Here is a 17726-nt window from a genome sequence, read left to right as displayed (position 1 = left end):
GGAGTGCGGAAACATATTACATCATTTAATGGGGACGAACTGGGGACAAACGCTGTCACCAAGTATCATAAAAGAATTGTTTATATCCTCTGACAGTCGTAGGAAATGCTTGCATAATAAGGATTATTCCTGCATTAGCATTCTAAAACCTAGACCATCTCTATCGCTGGCAGCGATGAGGTCAGGGATTCGATCCCCCTTGGCTCCACCAAACATCATATGGACTCTTAGCTCAGTTGGTAGAGCAGTAGATTCTTAATCTATTTGTCCAGGGTTCGAGCCCCTGAGAGTCCATCCTAAAGAAACGGCAGAAATGCCGTTTTTTTTGTTGTGTGGAGAGTGGAGTGGCTTTTTATTAGGTTTCTTTCATGGAATAGTTTGGAGAGAAAAAATGTGCAATGCAAGCGAGCCGTGTGGAAACACGACTGTCGGTGCAATAGCCGCTTTTCGAAGGATCAAACAGGAAATAGACTGTATTCCTTTGCGAGAGGGCGGTCTTTTTTTTTGTGCTGAGGTAAGATCCGGTGCTCTCTCCCGGTACATCGACGACCTCAAGACCAGGCAATGCTTCATCAAGTCAACAATAGACTCTAGTCGGGACGAGCGACTTAGGTTAATATGAAAGCGCAAACATGTTTTCTGGAAGTCTTGAAAGCTACAATTTAGCAACAGAGCATAAAGGTAATCTGAACGGAGGATAAGATGGAAAACTGGTTGGGTAAATCGTTAAAGCAGAAGCTGAGCTTGTTGATTATTATTTCGGTATTGGTACCGGTGTTGTCTCTGGGACTGTTCTCCTATTATATTGCTGAAAGCTTAACGGAAGAGAAAGCGAAAAGTTCAGGCATGAACACGCTTCGGCAAATTGGGGCCTATTTGGAAAATATGGTGAGCGATGTTGAGAATCTATCACTATTCCTCATCGGCCACCCTGATGTCCAAAGCTATTTGAAAACAACGGAACACGATTTGCTAAAGCAAACCTCGATCGTTAATTTACTTACAACATTATCGATTTCCAAACCATATATCGCCAATGTCATGATCGAATCGAATGAAGATAATAAGCCGTCGGTTTCCTTCAGATCCGTCCTCGAATCAGAATGGGCCGATATTCAGAGCGAATATCCCAGTTATTATGAGAAATATCCTAAATGGTGGTCTCCGGTACATCACTTCGTTACATCGGACGGCAAAGAGGATGTCATTACGATGTCGCGGCCGATTCGCAGCACATCAAAATATTACGATATCGGCATGCTTAAAATTAGCTTGACGCAATCGGTTATCTCTAGCCATTTAAAGCAAGCTGGACTAGAGGGTGAAGGCGTCGCCCTGCTGTTGGACGAACAAAATCGGATATTGGCTGGGCCGGAAGGGTATTCGACTAACAAGAACTTGAACGATTATTTTCCCGGAATAGTTGAATTCAAGGGTAAGTCGGGCTCGTTCGATTACCGAGAAGCGGAGGAGCGGAGTACAGTATTATACTATCAGATGCCGAATGTTAACTGGAGGCTCGTAGGCATCATTCCGGCAAAAGCTTACAGAGCGCAGAATCAGTATTTTTTAACGTTAACTGCAATTGCAGTCAGCATTTCCATGCTTTTTGTCATCGCTTTTGTACTTGTACTTATTCAAAAGGTAACGAAACCGTTGTCAGCATTAACGAATTTTCTTAGAAATTCCAGCCCGGACGAACCGCTGCCGACGCTGCCCGTCACATCGATCGATGAGGTTGGACAGCTGATTATTAGCTATAATCGGATGAGCTCGCGAATTATTAATTTAACCGATGAGGTGAAGCTGAGCGAAGCGTTGAAGAAGGAAGCGGATATGTCGGCGCTTCAAGCGCAGATCAATCCGCATTTTCTATACAATACGTTATCGTCAGTCCACTGGATGGCGCTAATGAAGGGAGACGAGAAAATTGCGGATATGGTCGGCTCATTGAGTGATTTTCTTCGTTTCAGCTTAAATAAAGGACAGGAATATTGTGCAATCAGCCAAGAAATTTTGCATGTAGATCATTATGTGAAGATCCAGTCCATTCGATATCCAGATAAATTTGATTACGAGGCGAATATTCCGGCGGAGCTGCTCGATATGAGAATGCTGAAGCTGCTGCTCCAGCCGCTAATTGAAAATGCGATGATTCATGGCATTTTGAAAAGAGAGGGGAAAGGAAGCATTATCGTTAAAGCGGTGTCAGCGGGAGAGCGTATTACGTTTATTGTTCAGGATGACGGTGTCGGCATGAGCAGGGAAAGATTGGAGCTGCTGAGGGAGAAGATAAGCGCAAACTTGGGCATTGATCCGCTGAAGAATAATGACTCGGCAGGTAGCAGCTACGGATTGAGCAACGTGCATAATCGGCTGCAGCTTCATTATGGGCATGAAGCCGGTTTGCGGATCGAAAGCGTAGAAGGAAGCGGCACTAAAGTTAGTTTTACCATTATACCGATCCAATCAGAAATCAAATAGGCTACAACCTTTGTGGGAAGGAAGGAGAATCTGTACATGAAGCTGTTAATTGTAGATGACGAAGTCATTATTAGGACCGGCCTTAGCACGGTTATTAAATGGGAAGAGAATGGCATTGAGCTGCTCGCGCCGGCTGCTTCCGCGGAGGAAGCGCTGATGCGCATTACGATAGAGTGTCCTGACATCATTCTAACCGATATTCGGATGACGGGAATGACGGGATTGGAATTGTCTCGCGAGGTTAAGCGGAATTTTCCTTACATTGAAATTATTATATTGTCTGGATTCGATGATTTTGCATATGCACAGCAAGCGATGCGGGAAGGAATAAGTGATTATTTGCTTAAAAATAGCCGTCCTGGCGATATCATGACTGCGGTTATGCGCGTGAAGCAGCGTATCGTCAGCAGACGGGAGGCCGTGCTTCAAGAAGCCATCCATCAAACGGCGTTCCGTTGGAAGCAACTAGATCGGTTTCTTCGCGGGGACAATCTCCTGACGGAGCGTGAAAGTGAGGAACTGTTGATCTATTATCCTGAGCTGAGGCTCGGATCGGATATGGAGAAGCTAGAGCTATGGCTAGTGACATCTGCGTCTCCACTGACAATGAAGGAGGAGACGGAAAGTGAAATGAATGAGGCGGCTGCGATGATTAGGGATTCACTTGGCTGTGTCATTCTGGATTGGGACTATGGATGGCTGCTTATTTTCCGCAGGGGGCAGCCGGGCGCGAAGCGATTGGTTAAGGCGTCGATGGAGCGGGCGGAGCGCGTTTATAGCCAGCCTTTTTTTGCAGCATGCGGTGTATGGGCCAGCAACGTGGTAGAACTGAGGGAGTCACTTCGCACCGCCGAACAAACCGCCTCGTACCGCTGGTTGGCAGAGGAAGCAAAAACGCTGGCCTATGAGGATATTAAAGATCGGAAAGGAATGCAGACCGTTTGTACGGAAGAAGTGGAGAGTAAGCTAACCGCCGTTCTGAGAAGCGGGAGCCGAGAGGTCGTAAAACAGTGGATTAAAGGTGAACTGGCGAGCATTAGACAGGATGCGGAAGCGACGCCTTGTTCCGTTCAAGCGTATTTACATTCCTTGATTGTTGGGGGGTACCGCTGGCTAGAGCGTGCAGCAGCGTCCGTTGGTCAATCGATGCCTAAGCTTCCACAGCTTGAACAGTTGGACATAAAGCTGCTTACTGCGAACCCAGAAGAAACTTTGCAGCAGATGCTGCTTGCGATCCATGCGCAGTATGAACGATTAAACGGCAGCAGGAATGAAGCCATTGACCGAACTGTAGCCTATATACGCGAGCATCTTGCAGACAGCTTGTCTTTGGCGCAAGTAGCGGCAAGCGTACATATGAATCCGAACTATTTTAGCAAGCTGTTTAAACAGGAAACAGGTAAAAACTATATTGAGTATGTAACGGAAGCGAGAATGGAATGGGCTAGCCGTTTGTTGAAGGAAACGCCGGCGAAGGTGAGCGAGATCGCTAAGCGGGTAGGATACGAGGATATGAAGCATTTTAACCAGCTATTTAAGCGTTACAGTGGCGAAACTCCTTCGCAATACCGTTCAAGATGAATCGACGAAGGTGAAAATACCCCCCGTATGGGCTTAATTTTCCCCCCTACGACTTCTCGTCTGTCTTATCTATACTAGGGTTATCACTAAAGGGGGAATATTTGAATGAAGAAGAGACTTGCGTTTGTAACGACAATTATCTTGATGATTGCCCTTTTGGCAACCGCTTGCAACAATAGCGGAAAAAAAGAGCAGAGCAATGAAGACAACAAAAGCTCTGAAGAAAAAACGAAAATTTCAATATGGCATAACTTCGCGGGTGACGACCTTCGTGCCAAAGCGGTTAGAGACCTGATCGACAAGTATAAAGAGGAGCATCCAGACGTTGAGGTAGACGCGCAAGCGATCCCGGTTGACGGTTATCGTCAACGCCTAAGCACGGTGGCTGCGGCAAATGAAATGCCAGACGTATTTTTCGTATATGCGGGCAGCCAATCCCAAGAGTTCTATGATGCCGGTAAGCTTCAACCGATTACAGAGTTGATGGATAAATACCCAGAATGGAAGAACAGTTTCTTGGCAGGTGCATTCGACCGCTATGAGTTTGAAAAAGGACAAATTTTCACAGCGCCGCTCGGTATGTCAGCAACTTCGTTCATGTATTATAACAAAGATCTTTTCGAGAAGCATAGTGTAAAAGTGCCGACGACTTGGGAAGAGATGATGACTGCAATTAAAACGTTCAACGACAACGGCATTACGCCGATTGCCCTCGGCAATAAAGCGCCATGGGTTGCACAATCGACGATTATCGGTTCGTTGGCTGACCGCGTGACGGGCACGGAATGGTTCTTGAAAGCTGCAGCTCAAGATGGAGCATCTTTTACAGATCCTGTGTTCATTGACGCTTTGGGCAAGTACAAAGAGCTCGTTGACAATAAAGCGTTTCAAGATGGCGCAAATAGCATCGACAACACGCAAGCAGAGCAATACTTCATTCAAGGCAAGGCAGCTATGATGATTAACGGCGCATGGTCGCTTACGAATCTTGCAGCATCTGCAACTCCTGAGCAGTTGGCACCTATCGAAGTCACAACAATGCCTGGCATAGAAGGTGGAGCAGGCAAGCCGAATACGATTTCCGGTGGCGCAGGCGCAGGCTTCGCGCTTAACAAAAATACAAAAGGCGCACAGAAGCAGGCAGCGCTTGATCTGATCTACGCAGTAAGCGGACCGGATGGCCAAAAGGCGATCGCAGAAAGCAACTCAATGGTTATGTACAAAGTAGAACTGGATAAGTCTAAAGTAAGCCCGCTTTACTTCAAAGCTTATGAATTGGCTGTGAATTCTGAAATTACGCCGGTATATGACGCCTATTTATCTGCTGAAGCAGGCGAAGTGATCAACAACGGTCTTCAAGAGCTTATGATGGGCGGTAAGCCGGAGGATGTAGCTAAAAAACTGCAGGATGCGCAAGCGCGTTCGACTAAAAAGTAATCAGACAAAAGTACGTAAAGGAGGCTGTCGCCATGCCTGCATCATTGCGCAGCAGAAGCTTCGTCATCATGGCGCTGCTTCCTGCACTACTCATCTTTATCATCTTTGCGATCGTCCCGATTTTTTGGTCAGCTTACTACGGTTTCTTTGAGTGGAAGGGACTCGGTGCTGCTAAGCTTATCGGGTTGGATAATTATCGAATGATACTAGAGGATCCAGTATTCTGGAGAGCACTGAAAAACAACCTGATCCTTGTTGTCTCGGCAGTAATAGGTCAAGTATCGGTCGCATTGCTGCTGTCATTGTTCTTGCTCAAGAACACGATGTTCAATCGGTTGATGCGCTCCGCTGTATTTCTCCCGATGGTGCTGTCTACAGTCGTCGTCGGTCTCATCTGGGGCTATATTTATCACCCGCAAATCGGTTTGCTGAATCAATTATTGGAGACGCTGGGACTGGAATCTTGGCGCCGGCCTTGGCTAGACGACCCTAAAATCAATATGTTTGCCGTATCGATCCCGATTAACTGGGCGAATATCGGCCCGTATCTTATCATTTTCATCGCTGCACTCCAAAATATCTCTTCAGAAATTGAAGATGCTGCGAAGATCGACGGGGCGGTAGCCTGGAGAAAGCTATTTTTCGTGACGCTCCCGATAATTTGGGGAACAGTTGTTGTAACCATCGTACTGTGCATATCTGGAAGTTTGAAGGCATTCGACCATGTTATCGTCATGACGCGCGGCGGTCCTGCACAATCGACAGAATTGCTCGCCACATATATGTACAATAACACCTTTACGGTATACCGTTACGGCTACGGCTCTGCGGTATCCACAATGATTATTCTGATTAGCGCCGTTCTCATTGGCCTAAATCATATCATCACGAAGAGACGCGGCTAATGGGCGGTCGGCTAATGTTAGCCCGGCCGATGAAGGAGTGAATCGCTATGCAAGCAATGATAGACGCTCGGTCGGAGAAGATGAGAGGCTCGCTGTGGCGTAAGCCGATTTCCGGAATTGCGAAAATCATCCTGTTATTTTATGCCATAATTACATTGTATCCGCTATACTGGTTAGGAATAAGTGCATTCAAGTCAAATCAGGAATTTTTCAATCGTCCCTATTCCTGGCCGCAGCAATGGCAGTTCGACAATATAACCCGGGCATGGGATCTCGGAAATATGGGCCGGGCGGTGCTCAACTCCACAATTGTTACCCTCTCAGCACTGCTGCTGACCATTGTGCTCGGTATGCTTGCAGCTTATGTGCTTGCCCGGTTCCCATTCAAGTTGAGTGGCGTTATAAAAGGATTGTTCTTGCTAGGCATGCTCATTCCAATTCATAGCACACTCGTTCCATTGTTTATTTTCATGAACAAGCTCGGGATGCTGAATACGTACTGGTCACTCATCCTACCGTATACGGCATTTGAATTACCAATTGCGATCTTCCTTGGAATGTCCTACATCGTATCCATTCCGAGAGAAGTAGAGGAAGCGGCGATGATCGACGGCAACGGCTGGTGGGGAATCTTCGGACGCATCATTTTCCCATTGTCCCTGCCGATCGTCGCTACGATTACAATTCTTGCATTTTTGAGGTTTTGGAATGATTTCTCCTTCGCGCTCGTCTTTATTAATTCTCAAGCGCTGAAGACGCTGCCCCTCAGCTTGTCACTCTTCTCCGACGGATTCGGAACGGACTACAGCTTAACGATGGGCGCGATGTTTATTGCTGCAATACCAACCATCCTCATCTTTTTGATCTTCCAAGAGCAAATTATGAAAGGCATGGTTGCAGGCTCGGTCAAAGGTTGACACCCTTGATCGAGTTTTTGATGTGATTTTATATTTATTTCATTCTTTTGGAGGGATTGATAGTGAAGTTACATTTTATAGGAGAATTGAGCGAGCTTCAATCAGGGCTTCAGTTGCTGCTTGCCGAACTTAAGTCAGAATGGTCGGAGGATGGAATTCCCGTTTTGATAGAACCGTCTTCAGGAGAACTGGAAGTTGGTTATGATGGTAAAAGCGCTTATATTCGTTACGGCGCTAAACATCAATTTTTTCGCGGCTTGGGACTGTTGATTCAGAAGATTAGGGGCGGAGAGAGCTTTCAAATTACAGAGCAACAACAATTCGATGTGATCGGTCCGATGTTTGATTTATCGCGCAATGGAGTGCTAACCGTTGAAAGCTTCAAGTTTATGCTGCGTAAAATGGCGCTGATGGGCTTGAATAGCGTCATGCTCTATTTGGAAGACACTTACGAGATAGAAGACGAGCCATATTTCGGCTACATGCGCGGCCGCTACACGGCGGCGGAGTTGAAGGAAATCGACGATTACGCCGATCAATTCGGCATTGAAGCGTTCCCGAGCATTCAAACACTGGCTCATTTGGAGGAGTTTTTGAAATGGGAGCCGGTAAAGGAATATAAAGATACAAAAGGCGCTTTGCTAGTTGGAGCGGAGAAGACCGATCGTCTGGTCGAAAATATGATTGTCAGCATTAGCGCGCCGTTCCGCAGCCGGAAAATCCACATCGGCATGGATGAAGCGGAAGAGCTTGGACGCGGTAAATTTTTGGATCGAAATGGACATATGAACCGTTTTGATATTATGACAGGCCATCTGGAGCGGGTGCTCGCAGTAACTCGACGCTTAGGGTTGAAACCGATGATGTGGAGCGATATGTTCCTGAAGCTGGCTTCAGCTAACGGTGAAGATTATTATGGCCATGAGACGCAAATATCAGAGGACATGTCGAGCCGCATTCCTAAGGACATAGATATGGTTTACTGGGACTATAACCATGTCGAGGAGAAGGACTACGAAACATTGATCGCCAAACACCGGCCGCTCGGTAATAATCTTATTTTTGCGGGTGCTGTGTGGATATTCAATACGTTCGGCGTCAATTACGGGCTATCCTTGCCGGCGACCGATGCAGCGCTGACGGTATGCAAGAAGGAAGGCATCAGGGAAGTTTATGCGACGATGTGGGGTGACGACGGAATGGAGAGCAATCCGTACATCGCTTTGCTCGGCTTGCAGTTTTATGCGGAGCATGCTTATTCTTCGTCGACGCCGACTGACAAGGCGCTGGCCGAGCGCGTTCGGTTCTGCACCGGCATCGAGGCGGACGCTTACATGGGGCTGAAGTATTTGGACGAGACACCGGGAGCTGCACCAAATAATCAGAAGCAGAGCAATCCGTCTAAGTTTCTGTTGTATCAGGATGTACTGCTGGGGCTGTTCGACAAACAGATTGATGGGCTAGATATGGCGGCTCATTATGCATGGGCGGAAGGCGAAATTGCAAGCCGCAGAAAAGCTGAGGCAGAGCTAGATTACTTGTTTGAGGTGCCACAAAAGCTATGTGCGGTGTTGAAGCAGAAGAGCGAAATCGGTCTTGAGCTGAAGCGGGCTTATGACAGTGGAGACAAGGCAGTACTTAGGCGGATTGCAGAGGATGTTTTGCCCGAAATTTCGCTGGGTGTGCAAAATCTTCGCGCCGCACACCGGAAGCAATGGCTATCGATGTTCAAACCGTTCGGCTGGGAGGTGCTCGATATTCGTTACGGCGGCGTTGTAAGCCGGCTGGATACAGCGAGCATGAGGCTGTTAGAATATGCGGACGGAAAGCTCGAACGGATCGAGGAGCTGGAGCAGGAACGATTGCTGTATAGCACGACGAACCGTTTCACCGACAAAGGTGCAGGCTGGTGCAGCTATTATTACCGTATGGCGTCGCCTAACGTATTTTTCCATGTGATCAATCCATTCTAGGTTGAAGAATTATTCTCAAGCAAATTGAAATCAAAGGTACTGGTCATGAAGTGATGGTTAGGGGCTCCGTTTTTTGTATATTTAATGTACAAGCAGTGGGAACGAGGATAAAATACGTGGTGAAGACTGTAAATGATTAGATATAAAGAAAGCTGTCGAGACATTCTCGACAGCCTGAGCAGCTCGTGTGCCCATAGAGGGCGAGCTGTTTTTATTTTGTAAATCTTACTATTCGCAGTTGTTCCTTACCTTAGTTTACCAAGCCATTAGTAGCTTGTTTTTCTTTCCATACCATCGTAATTACAAGACCAATTAACATAATGACAGCCGCAAAGAGATATGGATAGTTGATGTTTACATCAAATAATACTCCGCCTAATGCAGGTCCGATGATATTACCAAGGCTAGTATAGGTTGAGTTCATGCCAGCGACAAAGCCTTGCTCTTTTTCAGCCGTTTTTGATAAATAGGTCGTTAGTGCTGGACGGAGTAGGTCAAATGCGAGAAAGATGAAGCAGGTTACTAGCAGAACAGTTAAATAGTTATTGATCATGGTGGAGGCTACAGCTAAGGCTACGCCAGCAATTAAGCAGAGTTGAATGAGCTTTTTTTCACCGAGCTTATCTACCATTTTACCGAATAAAAAGACCTGCACAACCACCCCGAAGATTGAGCTTATTGTAATGATGGTTGCAATATCCCGTGGAGTGAAGCCAAATTTATGATCAGAAAACAGGCTAAACACAGTTTCATATGCCGATAAGCCAAAGGCGAGGACAAACACTATAATAAACGCAATAATATATGCTGGATGAAACGAGCGTTTCAGATCAGTGATAAAGTTGGTGTCTTTTTTTAGTTTACTGATTTCCAAAAGCTGCTCTTTGGATAGTGGCTCTTTCAGAATAAATATCGACGAAATACAAGTGATTAAGGCGAAGCCAGCAGCAAAATAGAATGGAGCACGTATACCTAGTTCAGTAATAAATCCTCCGATTCCTGGGCCAATAATAAAACCGATACTAATGGCGGCAGAAACATAACCCATTGCCTTAGGTCTTTCCTCTACTGAGGTGATGTCCGCAACATAGGCAGTGACGGCAGGCATAATGAATGCACCAGCAATCCCTCCAAGAATTCTGGCGAAATAAAGAACGGATACATGTGTGCCTAAACCAAAGATTAATTCCGATGCACTGAAGAGCACTAAGCCGATAACGATCATTTTTTTTCTGCCGTAAGTGTCAATCCAGCGCCCTGCCAGAGGAGACATGAGTAATTGCGCGAATGCAAATGCTGCTACAAGATACCCCATCGTTTTACCTGACAAATGCATAATGTTCATAAAGGATGGCATAACAGGGACGATCAGCCCAACGCCTAGAAAAACAATGAATATGTTACTTAGTAGAATGAGTAAGACTGTTTTTTGTTCTTTCAATGGTTTCTTCATGAAGTAATACCTCTCTTTGTAGAATCACACCTGTGAAATACCTCTCCAAAATACGGTCCATGAGGCATTTAGTTTTTCATTTAAACGGATTTCATTATTGCCATACACAAGCTCTAGCATGATCGAATCAACTACACCTAAAAAGGCAAGCGTTGGGATGGAGGCTGCATCTTCCATGATGACTTTGGCATCGATCCAAGCTTGGAATTTACTTTCAAGTACGGGTTGAATCTTTTTCTCTGTGTCGATTACTTCTTCATCAATCGCTTTAGCAAGATGGGGCGGTGGAAAAAAAGAGATACGCAACCAAAACTTTAACTGCTCGTTCTTTTGAAACATATCAATGACCAATTGCAGATATCCTAATAAATCTGTTTTAGGATTTTGAGTCCCTACCTTACTCAAATATTGTAGTTTGGATGAGATTTCTGTCTCTTTGGCATCTTGTAGAACTTGCAGAAAAAGATCATCCTTCCCTTTGAAATGGGCATAAAGAGATTGTTTTTTCATCCCGACTTGCTCAGCAATTTGAGACAAAGAAGCCCCCTCATATCCATGAGTTGTGAAACATTTCAAAGCAATGTCTTTAATTTCTTTACTTTTCAAAAAAAATCACCTCGATATTAACGAACGTTCGTCAGTTATACTATCAAATTAAATTATTTTATGCAAATGAATAATGTTTGAAAAGACGATTGACCAACTAAAGGAGCTGATCCTAAAGTAGAACTTTCTACATTAATGTCAGCTCTTTTTCATTTTGAATCAACTCGTAAACGTTGTCGAAAACTGGGAAAAAACTCAGATTTAAAGATTAAGTGAATGGTTGTGTGTAATATTCTGAGTACTTTTGTCGCCATGCAGGAAGTAGCACAAATTTAAGGGAATATGTTGTTCAATATTCATGGTGAGGTAGAAGTGAGCGTTTATAAGTTATCTTTTAAAGGGGAGGGAACTTATGAGAAAAAATTGGCGGATGTCTAGCACATTGAGGCTTTTTTTTATACTTGTAGTCATTCTGCCGATCATCTTATTCTCCATCATTATTCTAAATATTTATAAGCGAGATATTCTTCAGCAAAATACATCACGGTCTCAGCAAACGGCTCAAGCGATCTCCTATTCTGTTAGTCAGGAAATAAGGAGGTTGACGGGTCTATTCGCTTCCATCGGTATGGACAGGGATGTGATGGCAAAGCTTTATGAAATTAATCGTAAGAGTGGAGTCGAGAAACAGCAGGCTTACTATGAGCTAAAGGTCTTAATAGAGAAGTACACGGCATCCATCTCAGGACGAGTACTGTCGGTGAACTTCCTATTTAAAGACCATCAATCCTATTCGTACTTAAAGAATTTGAATTTGGATGATTCTTATTTTCGCCAAAAAACGTGGTATGGGCAGGTGCTGAATAATCCCGATAGCGTTCATTTTCTGGGGATGATGCCCAATATTTTATATGGTAACTACAATCCTTACAATATGGTTGCTGCCCTATCTCCAAGTGTAATCAATCCTTTATCCCAGCTAGAAATGATTCTTTTTACGTTTGAGAGTAGTGCCTTTGATCATATTTTGCAGTCACGTGATAATACGGAATCCAGCCTTTTCATCGTCACAGAGGAAGGTCAAATTATCTCATCCAATACCCTTGCCTCTAGAGGAGGGGAATTCCAAATGCACTGGTTCGCAAATCGTGGGCCGCAGGAAAAAGGGTACGTTGTGGATGTTAATGGTGAAGATAGAAATTTGATAACCTACGCCAAGATTGATCAGACCGGATGGTGGCTTGTACAGTCTATTCCATATGCTGATCTAACAGCCAATTACCTTAGTGTGAATTATATCGTCTGGGTGTTTGCATTGATGATCATCTTAGCATTTATTCTTGTTTCATTTTACTTTGTATCTAATGTTACTAAGCCGTTAAATGAGCTTCTCCGGCAAATGGATCTGGTTACTGAAGGTGATTTAAACGCTAAATTTATGAGAACCGGCAGCCTGGAGCTAATTAAGCTTGGGCATTCTTTTAATCACATGACGGAACGTATTCAGGATCTGCTCTACCATCATGAAAGGCAAGAGGTGGAGAAGCGAAAGGCGGAGTTTGCAGCACTTCAGTCGCAGATCAATCCACACTTTTTAATAAATACGCTCAATTCAATCAAGTTTATGGCTTTAATCAGTAAAGCAGATAACATACGGAATATGACACATGCGCTAACTCGTCTGTTGGCTTCTTCTTTTAATCGAGGTGGAATTTTGACTACGATTGATGAGGAAATAGATCATTTAAAGAATTATTTGTATATCATGGAGATTCGTTTTGGTAGACCGATTCAAACGAGATGGGAAGTAGATGAGGATTTAGCAGGTTATTATATATTGAAATTGCTACTACAACCTATTTTAGAAAACAGTATTATTCATGGACTAAAGAATGTTGACTATCCTGGTATCATCGAAATCATAGTGAGCAAACAAGCGGAAGATCTTCTTATAACCATAGCTGATAATGGTGTAGGCATGTTGGATATGGATGCTCAGGAATATGACAGCGATGGTATACGCCATCAGCATTCTTTCAGTGGTATGGGAAACAGTAACGTTAATAAGCGAATTCAGCTACATTACGGGAGGCGTTACGGTTTAAAGTACGAGAAGAATAAACCTCAGGGAACGATAGTATCGATAAGACTACCGTTGATCGACACGCCGGAGGAAGAGATGCAGGATCAGTTGTTAGGGGAGGGAGGATGAAGCAAAATGCTGCGGAGGATCATAAAAGATCATAGTCCAGAGGGAAAACATCATTCATGTGTAACTTCAGAGGAGGTATGATGGTATAAACTTTTTTTCGAAGGCTGTGATTAATAGAAGTGAAAATAATACTCCGTGTGTCCTTAATAGGGATCATTTCTCTTATTTTTGTAGGTGGCTTTTTCTCTTTAAGTAAGTTCAGTCCCAAAGGAGGGGCAATAGAGCAACAACAGGGAAAGGTGAATCTGGATCAACCGATTAAAATAAAATTCGGCATGTGGGAAGCGAAGACAGATATCAAATTTTGGACGGAAAAAGTAAGAGACTACTCTAAAATTAAGCCTAATGTAACGGTTGAAGTAGAGACAATTCCCGATAATAGCGGTCAGTATTTAAAGGTTCGTTTAGCAGCCAATGATTTGCCGGATATTTTTTACCTGAAGCCAGATGACCTACTCACTTACAAAGCAGTACTTCTTCCACTGGATGGATTAACCGCAGCAAAAAACAATAAATATCCCGCTAGATTAGATCATTCCATTCTTGGTCTACCACTTGTATCCTTCTCTGAATATGTCTATTACCATCCAAGTATCTTTCAAGAGGCCGGCGTAGAGATTCCGCAAACGATGGATGAATTTATGGATGTGATGATGAAGATTAAAGCGCATGGCAAATATATTCCGATTGCGATTGGCGGGAAAGAGAATTGGACGTTCTATCCTTTCACTGAGTTCGGGCCGCCTCTACTATCCAAGGATGAAAATTATTTATCTTCAATCGCACAGACGAAACGCCCTTTTGGAAAAGGTTCTCCTTTCGAGAAAGCAGCAGTGATGATTAAGAAAATAGCAGAGAATGAACTAGCAGGGCCCGATGCACTCAATATTGGTGTGGATCAGGCAACGCTGCTGTTTCAAAATAATAAAGCGGCTATGCTTGCACTCGGTCAGTGGTATCTTAGAGATCATTTATCCAAAATGAAGGATGATAAAGATTTAGATGCGTTCACATTGCCCTGGAGAGAGACAACTTCAGAGCGTTTGCAGGCAATCACTATGCCAGATCAATATATGGCGATCAATAAAAATTCCAAAAATACGGAAGAAGTTAAAGCATTTTTGGAGTGGGTATTTAGCCGGGATGTTTACCAAGTGTATATCAACTATTCGCAAAATTCATCGACAGTGATCAATATTGAATCATTCCTGCCGTTCTTCAACAATGTTCAAGAGAAGCACCCCTTTGAGCCGTTTATGTACCTGGGGATCGATGAGAAGTTTGAAAAAGTAAAAAATGCCATACAGTTTGATGAAAAGAAGGCTGCACAAGAAATTTTTTCAGGTGCTGAGGTGTCCGATATTCAAGAAAAATTGAATGATGATTGGGAGATAGCGGTTGAGGCTTTGAGGTAATCCTATAGATCAATTATGGAGGGATTTATGATGAAATTTAAAGCTCTCATTGTTGATGATGAACCATTAGCTAGGCTAGCCCTCCGGGAGTATATATCCATTGCTTCGACCGATTTTGAGATTGCAGGGGAAGCAGGAGATGGTAAGGAGGCATTAAATATGCTGAAAATCCATCAGGATGTGGATCTAGTTCTGGCGGATATTCAAATGCCAAATATGAATGGAGTAGAGCTACTCGAAGCACTGAATAACACTACTTTTTCGAATCAACCATTAACCATCATGCTTAGCGCATACGGAGATTATTCTTTTGTAAGAGATTCCTTTGTGCTCGGCGCCTTTGATTACATTGTTAAAGCCAAGTTAGATGAAACTTATATTGCACCGGTACTGACTAAGACTGTGGATGAATTGAAGCGGCGGCAAAGCTCCTCAAAGACAGTATCAACCTTAGAGGACGTAGAAGCTTCGATCTGTTCTGTTCTGCATCGACTTTGTCTATCGGATTCTTTAGAAGTGACAGATGATGATATAACGCCTTCGTTGGAGCTTGTTCGAAAGCATATGGGGGAAAAAAATCTGGAGGTTGCGCTTCTTAGGCTATCAGATACCGTTCAATTTGAAGATTCACACCGTATGATTATGCAGACGATACGAACGGTAACAAATCGAAGTAGAAGTGAAGGGATCTGCAAAGTATGCAGATATGATGACAGACATTATGTTTTGTTCTTCTCTTTTCCAGAGCAATGCAGCATCATCGCCATTCGTAGATTGACAGACATAATCTTGTCTGAGGTGAGCATGAGATTAAAGCAATTTATTAATTTGAAGCTTTCTATGGGCATCAGTGATATTGTGGATGGTCATCAGCAGTGGAACCGATTATTCCGCCAAGCTGAACGATTAGCAGGGTTGAGTTTCTACCAGGGGTACAATCGATTATATTATCCGGAAGCTGAAAGGCGTCCATCTATTAAGGAAAGTGACTGGAAAGAGGCATGGTATTTGGCTAGAACCGAAATGCTGAAGTCATTAAGTGATCCGGATTTAATGAAATGGCAGGAGGTCTATGAACACTGCTGTAGCTTGTTGATTCAGCGATACCCTTGTTCACCTGAGCTTATCAAATCAGATGTAGTCGATATGACTTGGGAGGCAAGTGCATTAATTTATCAAAAAGGCGTTTCTTGGGAAAAGCTTCATGATAAGCTGCCTTATCCTATCACGGATCATATTTATAAGCAGGAAACCTGGGAGAATACGGTGCATTGGTGCCGACTGTTCTTGGAACATCTGCATCAAAAGCTGCATCCGAAAGATCAACCCAAGGAATGCTTTCTTAGCCCTGTTGTTGCTAAAACGAAAGAGCTCATAGAGAAAAACTTTAACGAAGATGTCCATTTGTCGAATATTAGTCAGATTGTCGGTGTAAGCGAGAGCTATTTAAGCAAACAGTTTTCCAAAGAAATAGGTGTTAATTTCATTCAGTTTCTGACGAATCTGCGAATCGAGAAGGCTAAAAAGGCGCTGGAGAGCGGAATGAAAATATACGAGGTTTCTGAGCAAGTAGGATACGTGAATCCAGAACATTTCAGTCGTATTTTTAAAAAAATCACAGGAATTAGTCCCTTAGCTTATCGAAGAGAGAATGAATAACAAAAATAATCAATGTTGAACAAAATAAATCATGTGTATCCGATTTCAAAATCCATATGATAGGGGGGAGTTAAAATTCACGGGTGAAGGGATGTTCTTATGAGACGCAAACGATTCACATTCGCACTAATCTGTACGTTATGTTCTTCCATGTGGTTGAGTACAGTCCATGCTGAAAAAGTCTCTGACTTCGAGATGCAGACATCAGCTACTGAATCTGCTAATTCTACGTTCACCGTTACATTAAAGGGTAAAGATATTCAAGACTTATACGCATATGAAGCTAAATTTAATTTTGACCCGAAAGTGCTTGAGATTGTAAAAGCAGAAACGAAGATCAAAGGCTTTTCTGTATCTCCAATCGTTAAAAACAATGAAATTACGATAGCCCATACCAAGATCGGAAATGTGAATGGTGAAAAGGGTAATTTGGACATTGCCACGATTACCTTTAAAGCTAAAAGGGCTGGTACAACTGCAGTAAAATGGACCGCATTAAAGGTTCTTGATCGTAATCTGAAAGATCAGGAATTCACCCCGAATCAATCCTCAACATTCACCAAGATTTTCAGCGACATCGTCTCACATTGGGCGAAGCAAGATATCATGGAAATGGTCACTAAAGGAATTGTTGAAGGCATGGATGCCGACAGCTTTGCCCCGAATAATAACATCACTCGTGCACAATTTGCAGCTCTTATAGCCAGGGCATTAGATCTTACAGAAGGTTCTGGAGGTAATCCGTTTACGGATGTGAAATCAGGAGTTTGGTACGAAGATACGGTAAAGAAAGCTTATGCGGCCGGAATTATTAGTGGTTTGTCCAAGACGAAATTTGCTCCGGAAAAAAGCATTACTCGTGAAGAAATGACAACGATGCTGATGCGAGCGAAAGCTTATGCTTCCGGTGTAAAGGTCGATAGTATGGCCTCAGATTCCACCACTACGTTTAAAGATGATAGTAAAATAAGCCCGTGGGCTAAAGCGTCGGTGGGATTTGCCTTGAAATCGGGATTAATGAAAGGTAGAACTCAGACTACATTTGCACCAAAAGAATCTGCTACAAGAGCGGAATCAGCCACTGTTATCAAGCGATTGTTAAATTCCAAGTAATACAAAAAAACATATAATGACGCACCTTCTT

The 17726-nt window shown here is 43.6% G+C and carries 12 protein-coding genes and 1 tRNA gene; 11 read left to right on the top strand and 2 right to left on the bottom strand.

Going from position 1 to position 17726, the window contains the following annotated elements; all coding sequences use genetic code 11:
- Positions 1–221: 221 nt before the first annotated feature.
- The 7 genes from MKX35_RS25145 to MKX35_RS25115 all read left to right on the top strand — a co-directional run bounded on the left by MKX35_RS25145 (position 222) and on the right by MKX35_RS25115 (position 9297).
- Positions 222–294: transfer RNA gene (locus MKX35_RS25145), tRNA-Lys, on the top strand.
- A 408-nt stretch (positions 295–702) separates the two neighbouring features.
- Positions 703–2484, top strand: a complete 1782-nt coding sequence (locus MKX35_RS25140) for a sensor histidine kinase (RefSeq protein WP_076300797.1) — start codon at positions 703–705, stop codon at positions 2482–2484.
- 36 nt (positions 2485–2520) lie between these two features.
- On the top strand, positions 2521–4065 hold the full coding sequence (locus MKX35_RS25135; protein WP_076300798.1) for a response regulator transcription factor: 1545 nt from the start codon (positions 2521–2523) through the stop codon (positions 4063–4065).
- Positions 4066–4170: 105 nt separating this feature from the next.
- Positions 4171–5502 carry an extracellular solute-binding protein gene (locus MKX35_RS25130; protein ID WP_076300799.1) on the top strand — a complete coding sequence of 444 codons (1332 nt, stop codon included), beginning with the start codon at positions 4171–4173 and terminating at the stop codon, positions 5500–5502.
- Positions 5503–5534: 32 nt separating this feature from the next.
- Positions 5535–6407 carry a carbohydrate ABC transporter permease gene (locus MKX35_RS25125; RefSeq protein WP_042186574.1) on the top strand — a complete coding sequence of 291 codons (873 nt, stop codon included), beginning with the start codon at positions 5535–5537 and terminating at the stop codon, positions 6405–6407.
- A 56-nt stretch (positions 6408–6463) separates the two neighbouring features.
- Complete coding sequence (locus tag MKX35_RS25120; protein ID WP_256716411.1) at positions 6464–7324, top strand: carbohydrate ABC transporter permease; 861 nt, start codon at positions 6464–6466, stop codon at positions 7322–7324.
- A 62-nt stretch (positions 7325–7386) separates the two neighbouring features.
- A complete protein-coding gene (locus tag MKX35_RS25115; protein WP_076300800.1) occupies positions 7387–9297 on the top strand; it encodes a beta-N-acetylhexosaminidase in 1911 nt (636 codons plus the stop codon).
- A 250-nt stretch (positions 9298–9547) separates the two neighbouring features.
- Here the strand turns inward: MKX35_RS25115 and MKX35_RS25110 are convergent, their stop codons facing one another.
- Positions 9548–10750, bottom strand: coding sequence for an MFS transporter (locus tag MKX35_RS25110; RefSeq protein WP_076300801.1), 1203 nt, complete (start codon positions 10748–10750; stop codon positions 9548–9550).
- Between the two features lie 24 nt (positions 10751–10774).
- Positions 10775–11356 carry a TetR/AcrR family transcriptional regulator gene (locus MKX35_RS25105; protein ID WP_076283299.1) on the bottom strand — a complete coding sequence of 194 codons (582 nt, stop codon included), beginning with the start codon at positions 11354–11356 and terminating at the stop codon, positions 10775–10777.
- Between the two features lie 352 nt (positions 11357–11708).
- On the opposite strand from MKX35_RS25105, the gene MKX35_RS25100 reads away from it, so the two are divergent.
- The 4 genes from MKX35_RS25100 (at position 11709) to MKX35_RS25085 (ending at position 17695) form a co-directional block, all read left to right on the top strand.
- Positions 11709–13508 (top strand): cache domain-containing sensor histidine kinase, encoded by a 1800-nt coding sequence (locus tag MKX35_RS25100; protein ID WP_076283298.1) that lies wholly within the window; start codon positions 11709–11711, stop codon positions 13506–13508.
- 239 nt (positions 13509–13747) lie between these two features.
- The gene (locus MKX35_RS25095) at positions 13748–14923 is read left to right on the top strand and encodes an ABC transporter substrate-binding protein (RefSeq protein WP_042186584.1); all 1176 of its coding nucleotides are present in this window, start codon (positions 13748–13750) and stop codon (positions 14921–14923) included.
- Between the two features lie 27 nt (positions 14924–14950).
- Positions 14951–16582, top strand: coding sequence for a response regulator transcription factor (locus MKX35_RS25090; RefSeq protein WP_179085719.1), 1632 nt, complete (start codon positions 14951–14953; stop codon positions 16580–16582).
- A gap of 99 nt (positions 16583–16681) precedes the next feature.
- The gene (locus MKX35_RS25085) at positions 16682–17695 is read left to right on the top strand and encodes an S-layer homology domain-containing protein (protein WP_076283297.1); all 1014 of its coding nucleotides are present in this window, start codon (positions 16682–16684) and stop codon (positions 17693–17695) included.
- Positions 17696–17726 lie beyond the last annotated feature (31 nt).

Source organism: Paenibacillus sp. FSL R5-0923 (genome assembly GCF_038009145.1).
Lineage (GTDB): Bacteria > Bacillota > Bacilli > Paenibacillales > Paenibacillaceae > Paenibacillus_AQ.
This window is presented reverse-complemented; position numbering and strand designations above follow the sequence as displayed.

Excerpts from the sequence above, each read along its gene's own strand:
- MKX35_RS25120 (WP_256716411.1), top strand. The coding sequence starts at position 6,464 with ATGATAGACGCTCGGTCGGAGAAGATGAGAGGCTCGCTGTGGCGTAAG.
- MKX35_RS25125 (WP_042186574.1), top strand. The coding sequence starts at position 5,535 with ATGCCTGCATCATTGCGCAGCAGAAGCTTCGTCATCATGGCGCTGCTT.
- MKX35_RS25130 (WP_076300799.1), top strand. The coding sequence starts at position 4,171 with ATGAAGAAGAGACTTGCGTTTGTAACGACAATTATCTTGATGATTGCC.
- MKX35_RS25140 (WP_076300797.1), top strand. The coding sequence starts at position 703 with ATGGAAAACTGGTTGGGTAAATCGTTAAAGCAGAAGCTGAGCTTGTTG.
- MKX35_RS25090 (WP_179085719.1), top strand. The coding sequence starts at position 14,951 with ATGATGAAATTTAAAGCTCTCATTGTTGATGATGAACCATTAGCTAGG.
- MKX35_RS25100 (WP_076283298.1), top strand. The coding sequence starts at position 11,709 with ATGAGAAAAAATTGGCGGATGTCTAGCACATTGAGGCTTTTTTTTATA.
- MKX35_RS25085 (WP_076283297.1), top strand. The coding sequence starts at position 16,682 with ATGAGACGCAAACGATTCACATTCGCACTAATCTGTACGTTATGTTCT.
- MKX35_RS25135 (WP_076300798.1), top strand. The coding sequence starts at position 2,521 with ATGAAGCTGTTAATTGTAGATGACGAAGTCATTATTAGGACCGGCCTT.
- MKX35_RS25110 (WP_076300801.1), bottom strand. The coding sequence starts at position 10,750 with ATGAAGAAACCATTGAAAGAACAAAAAACAGTCTTACTCATTCTACTA.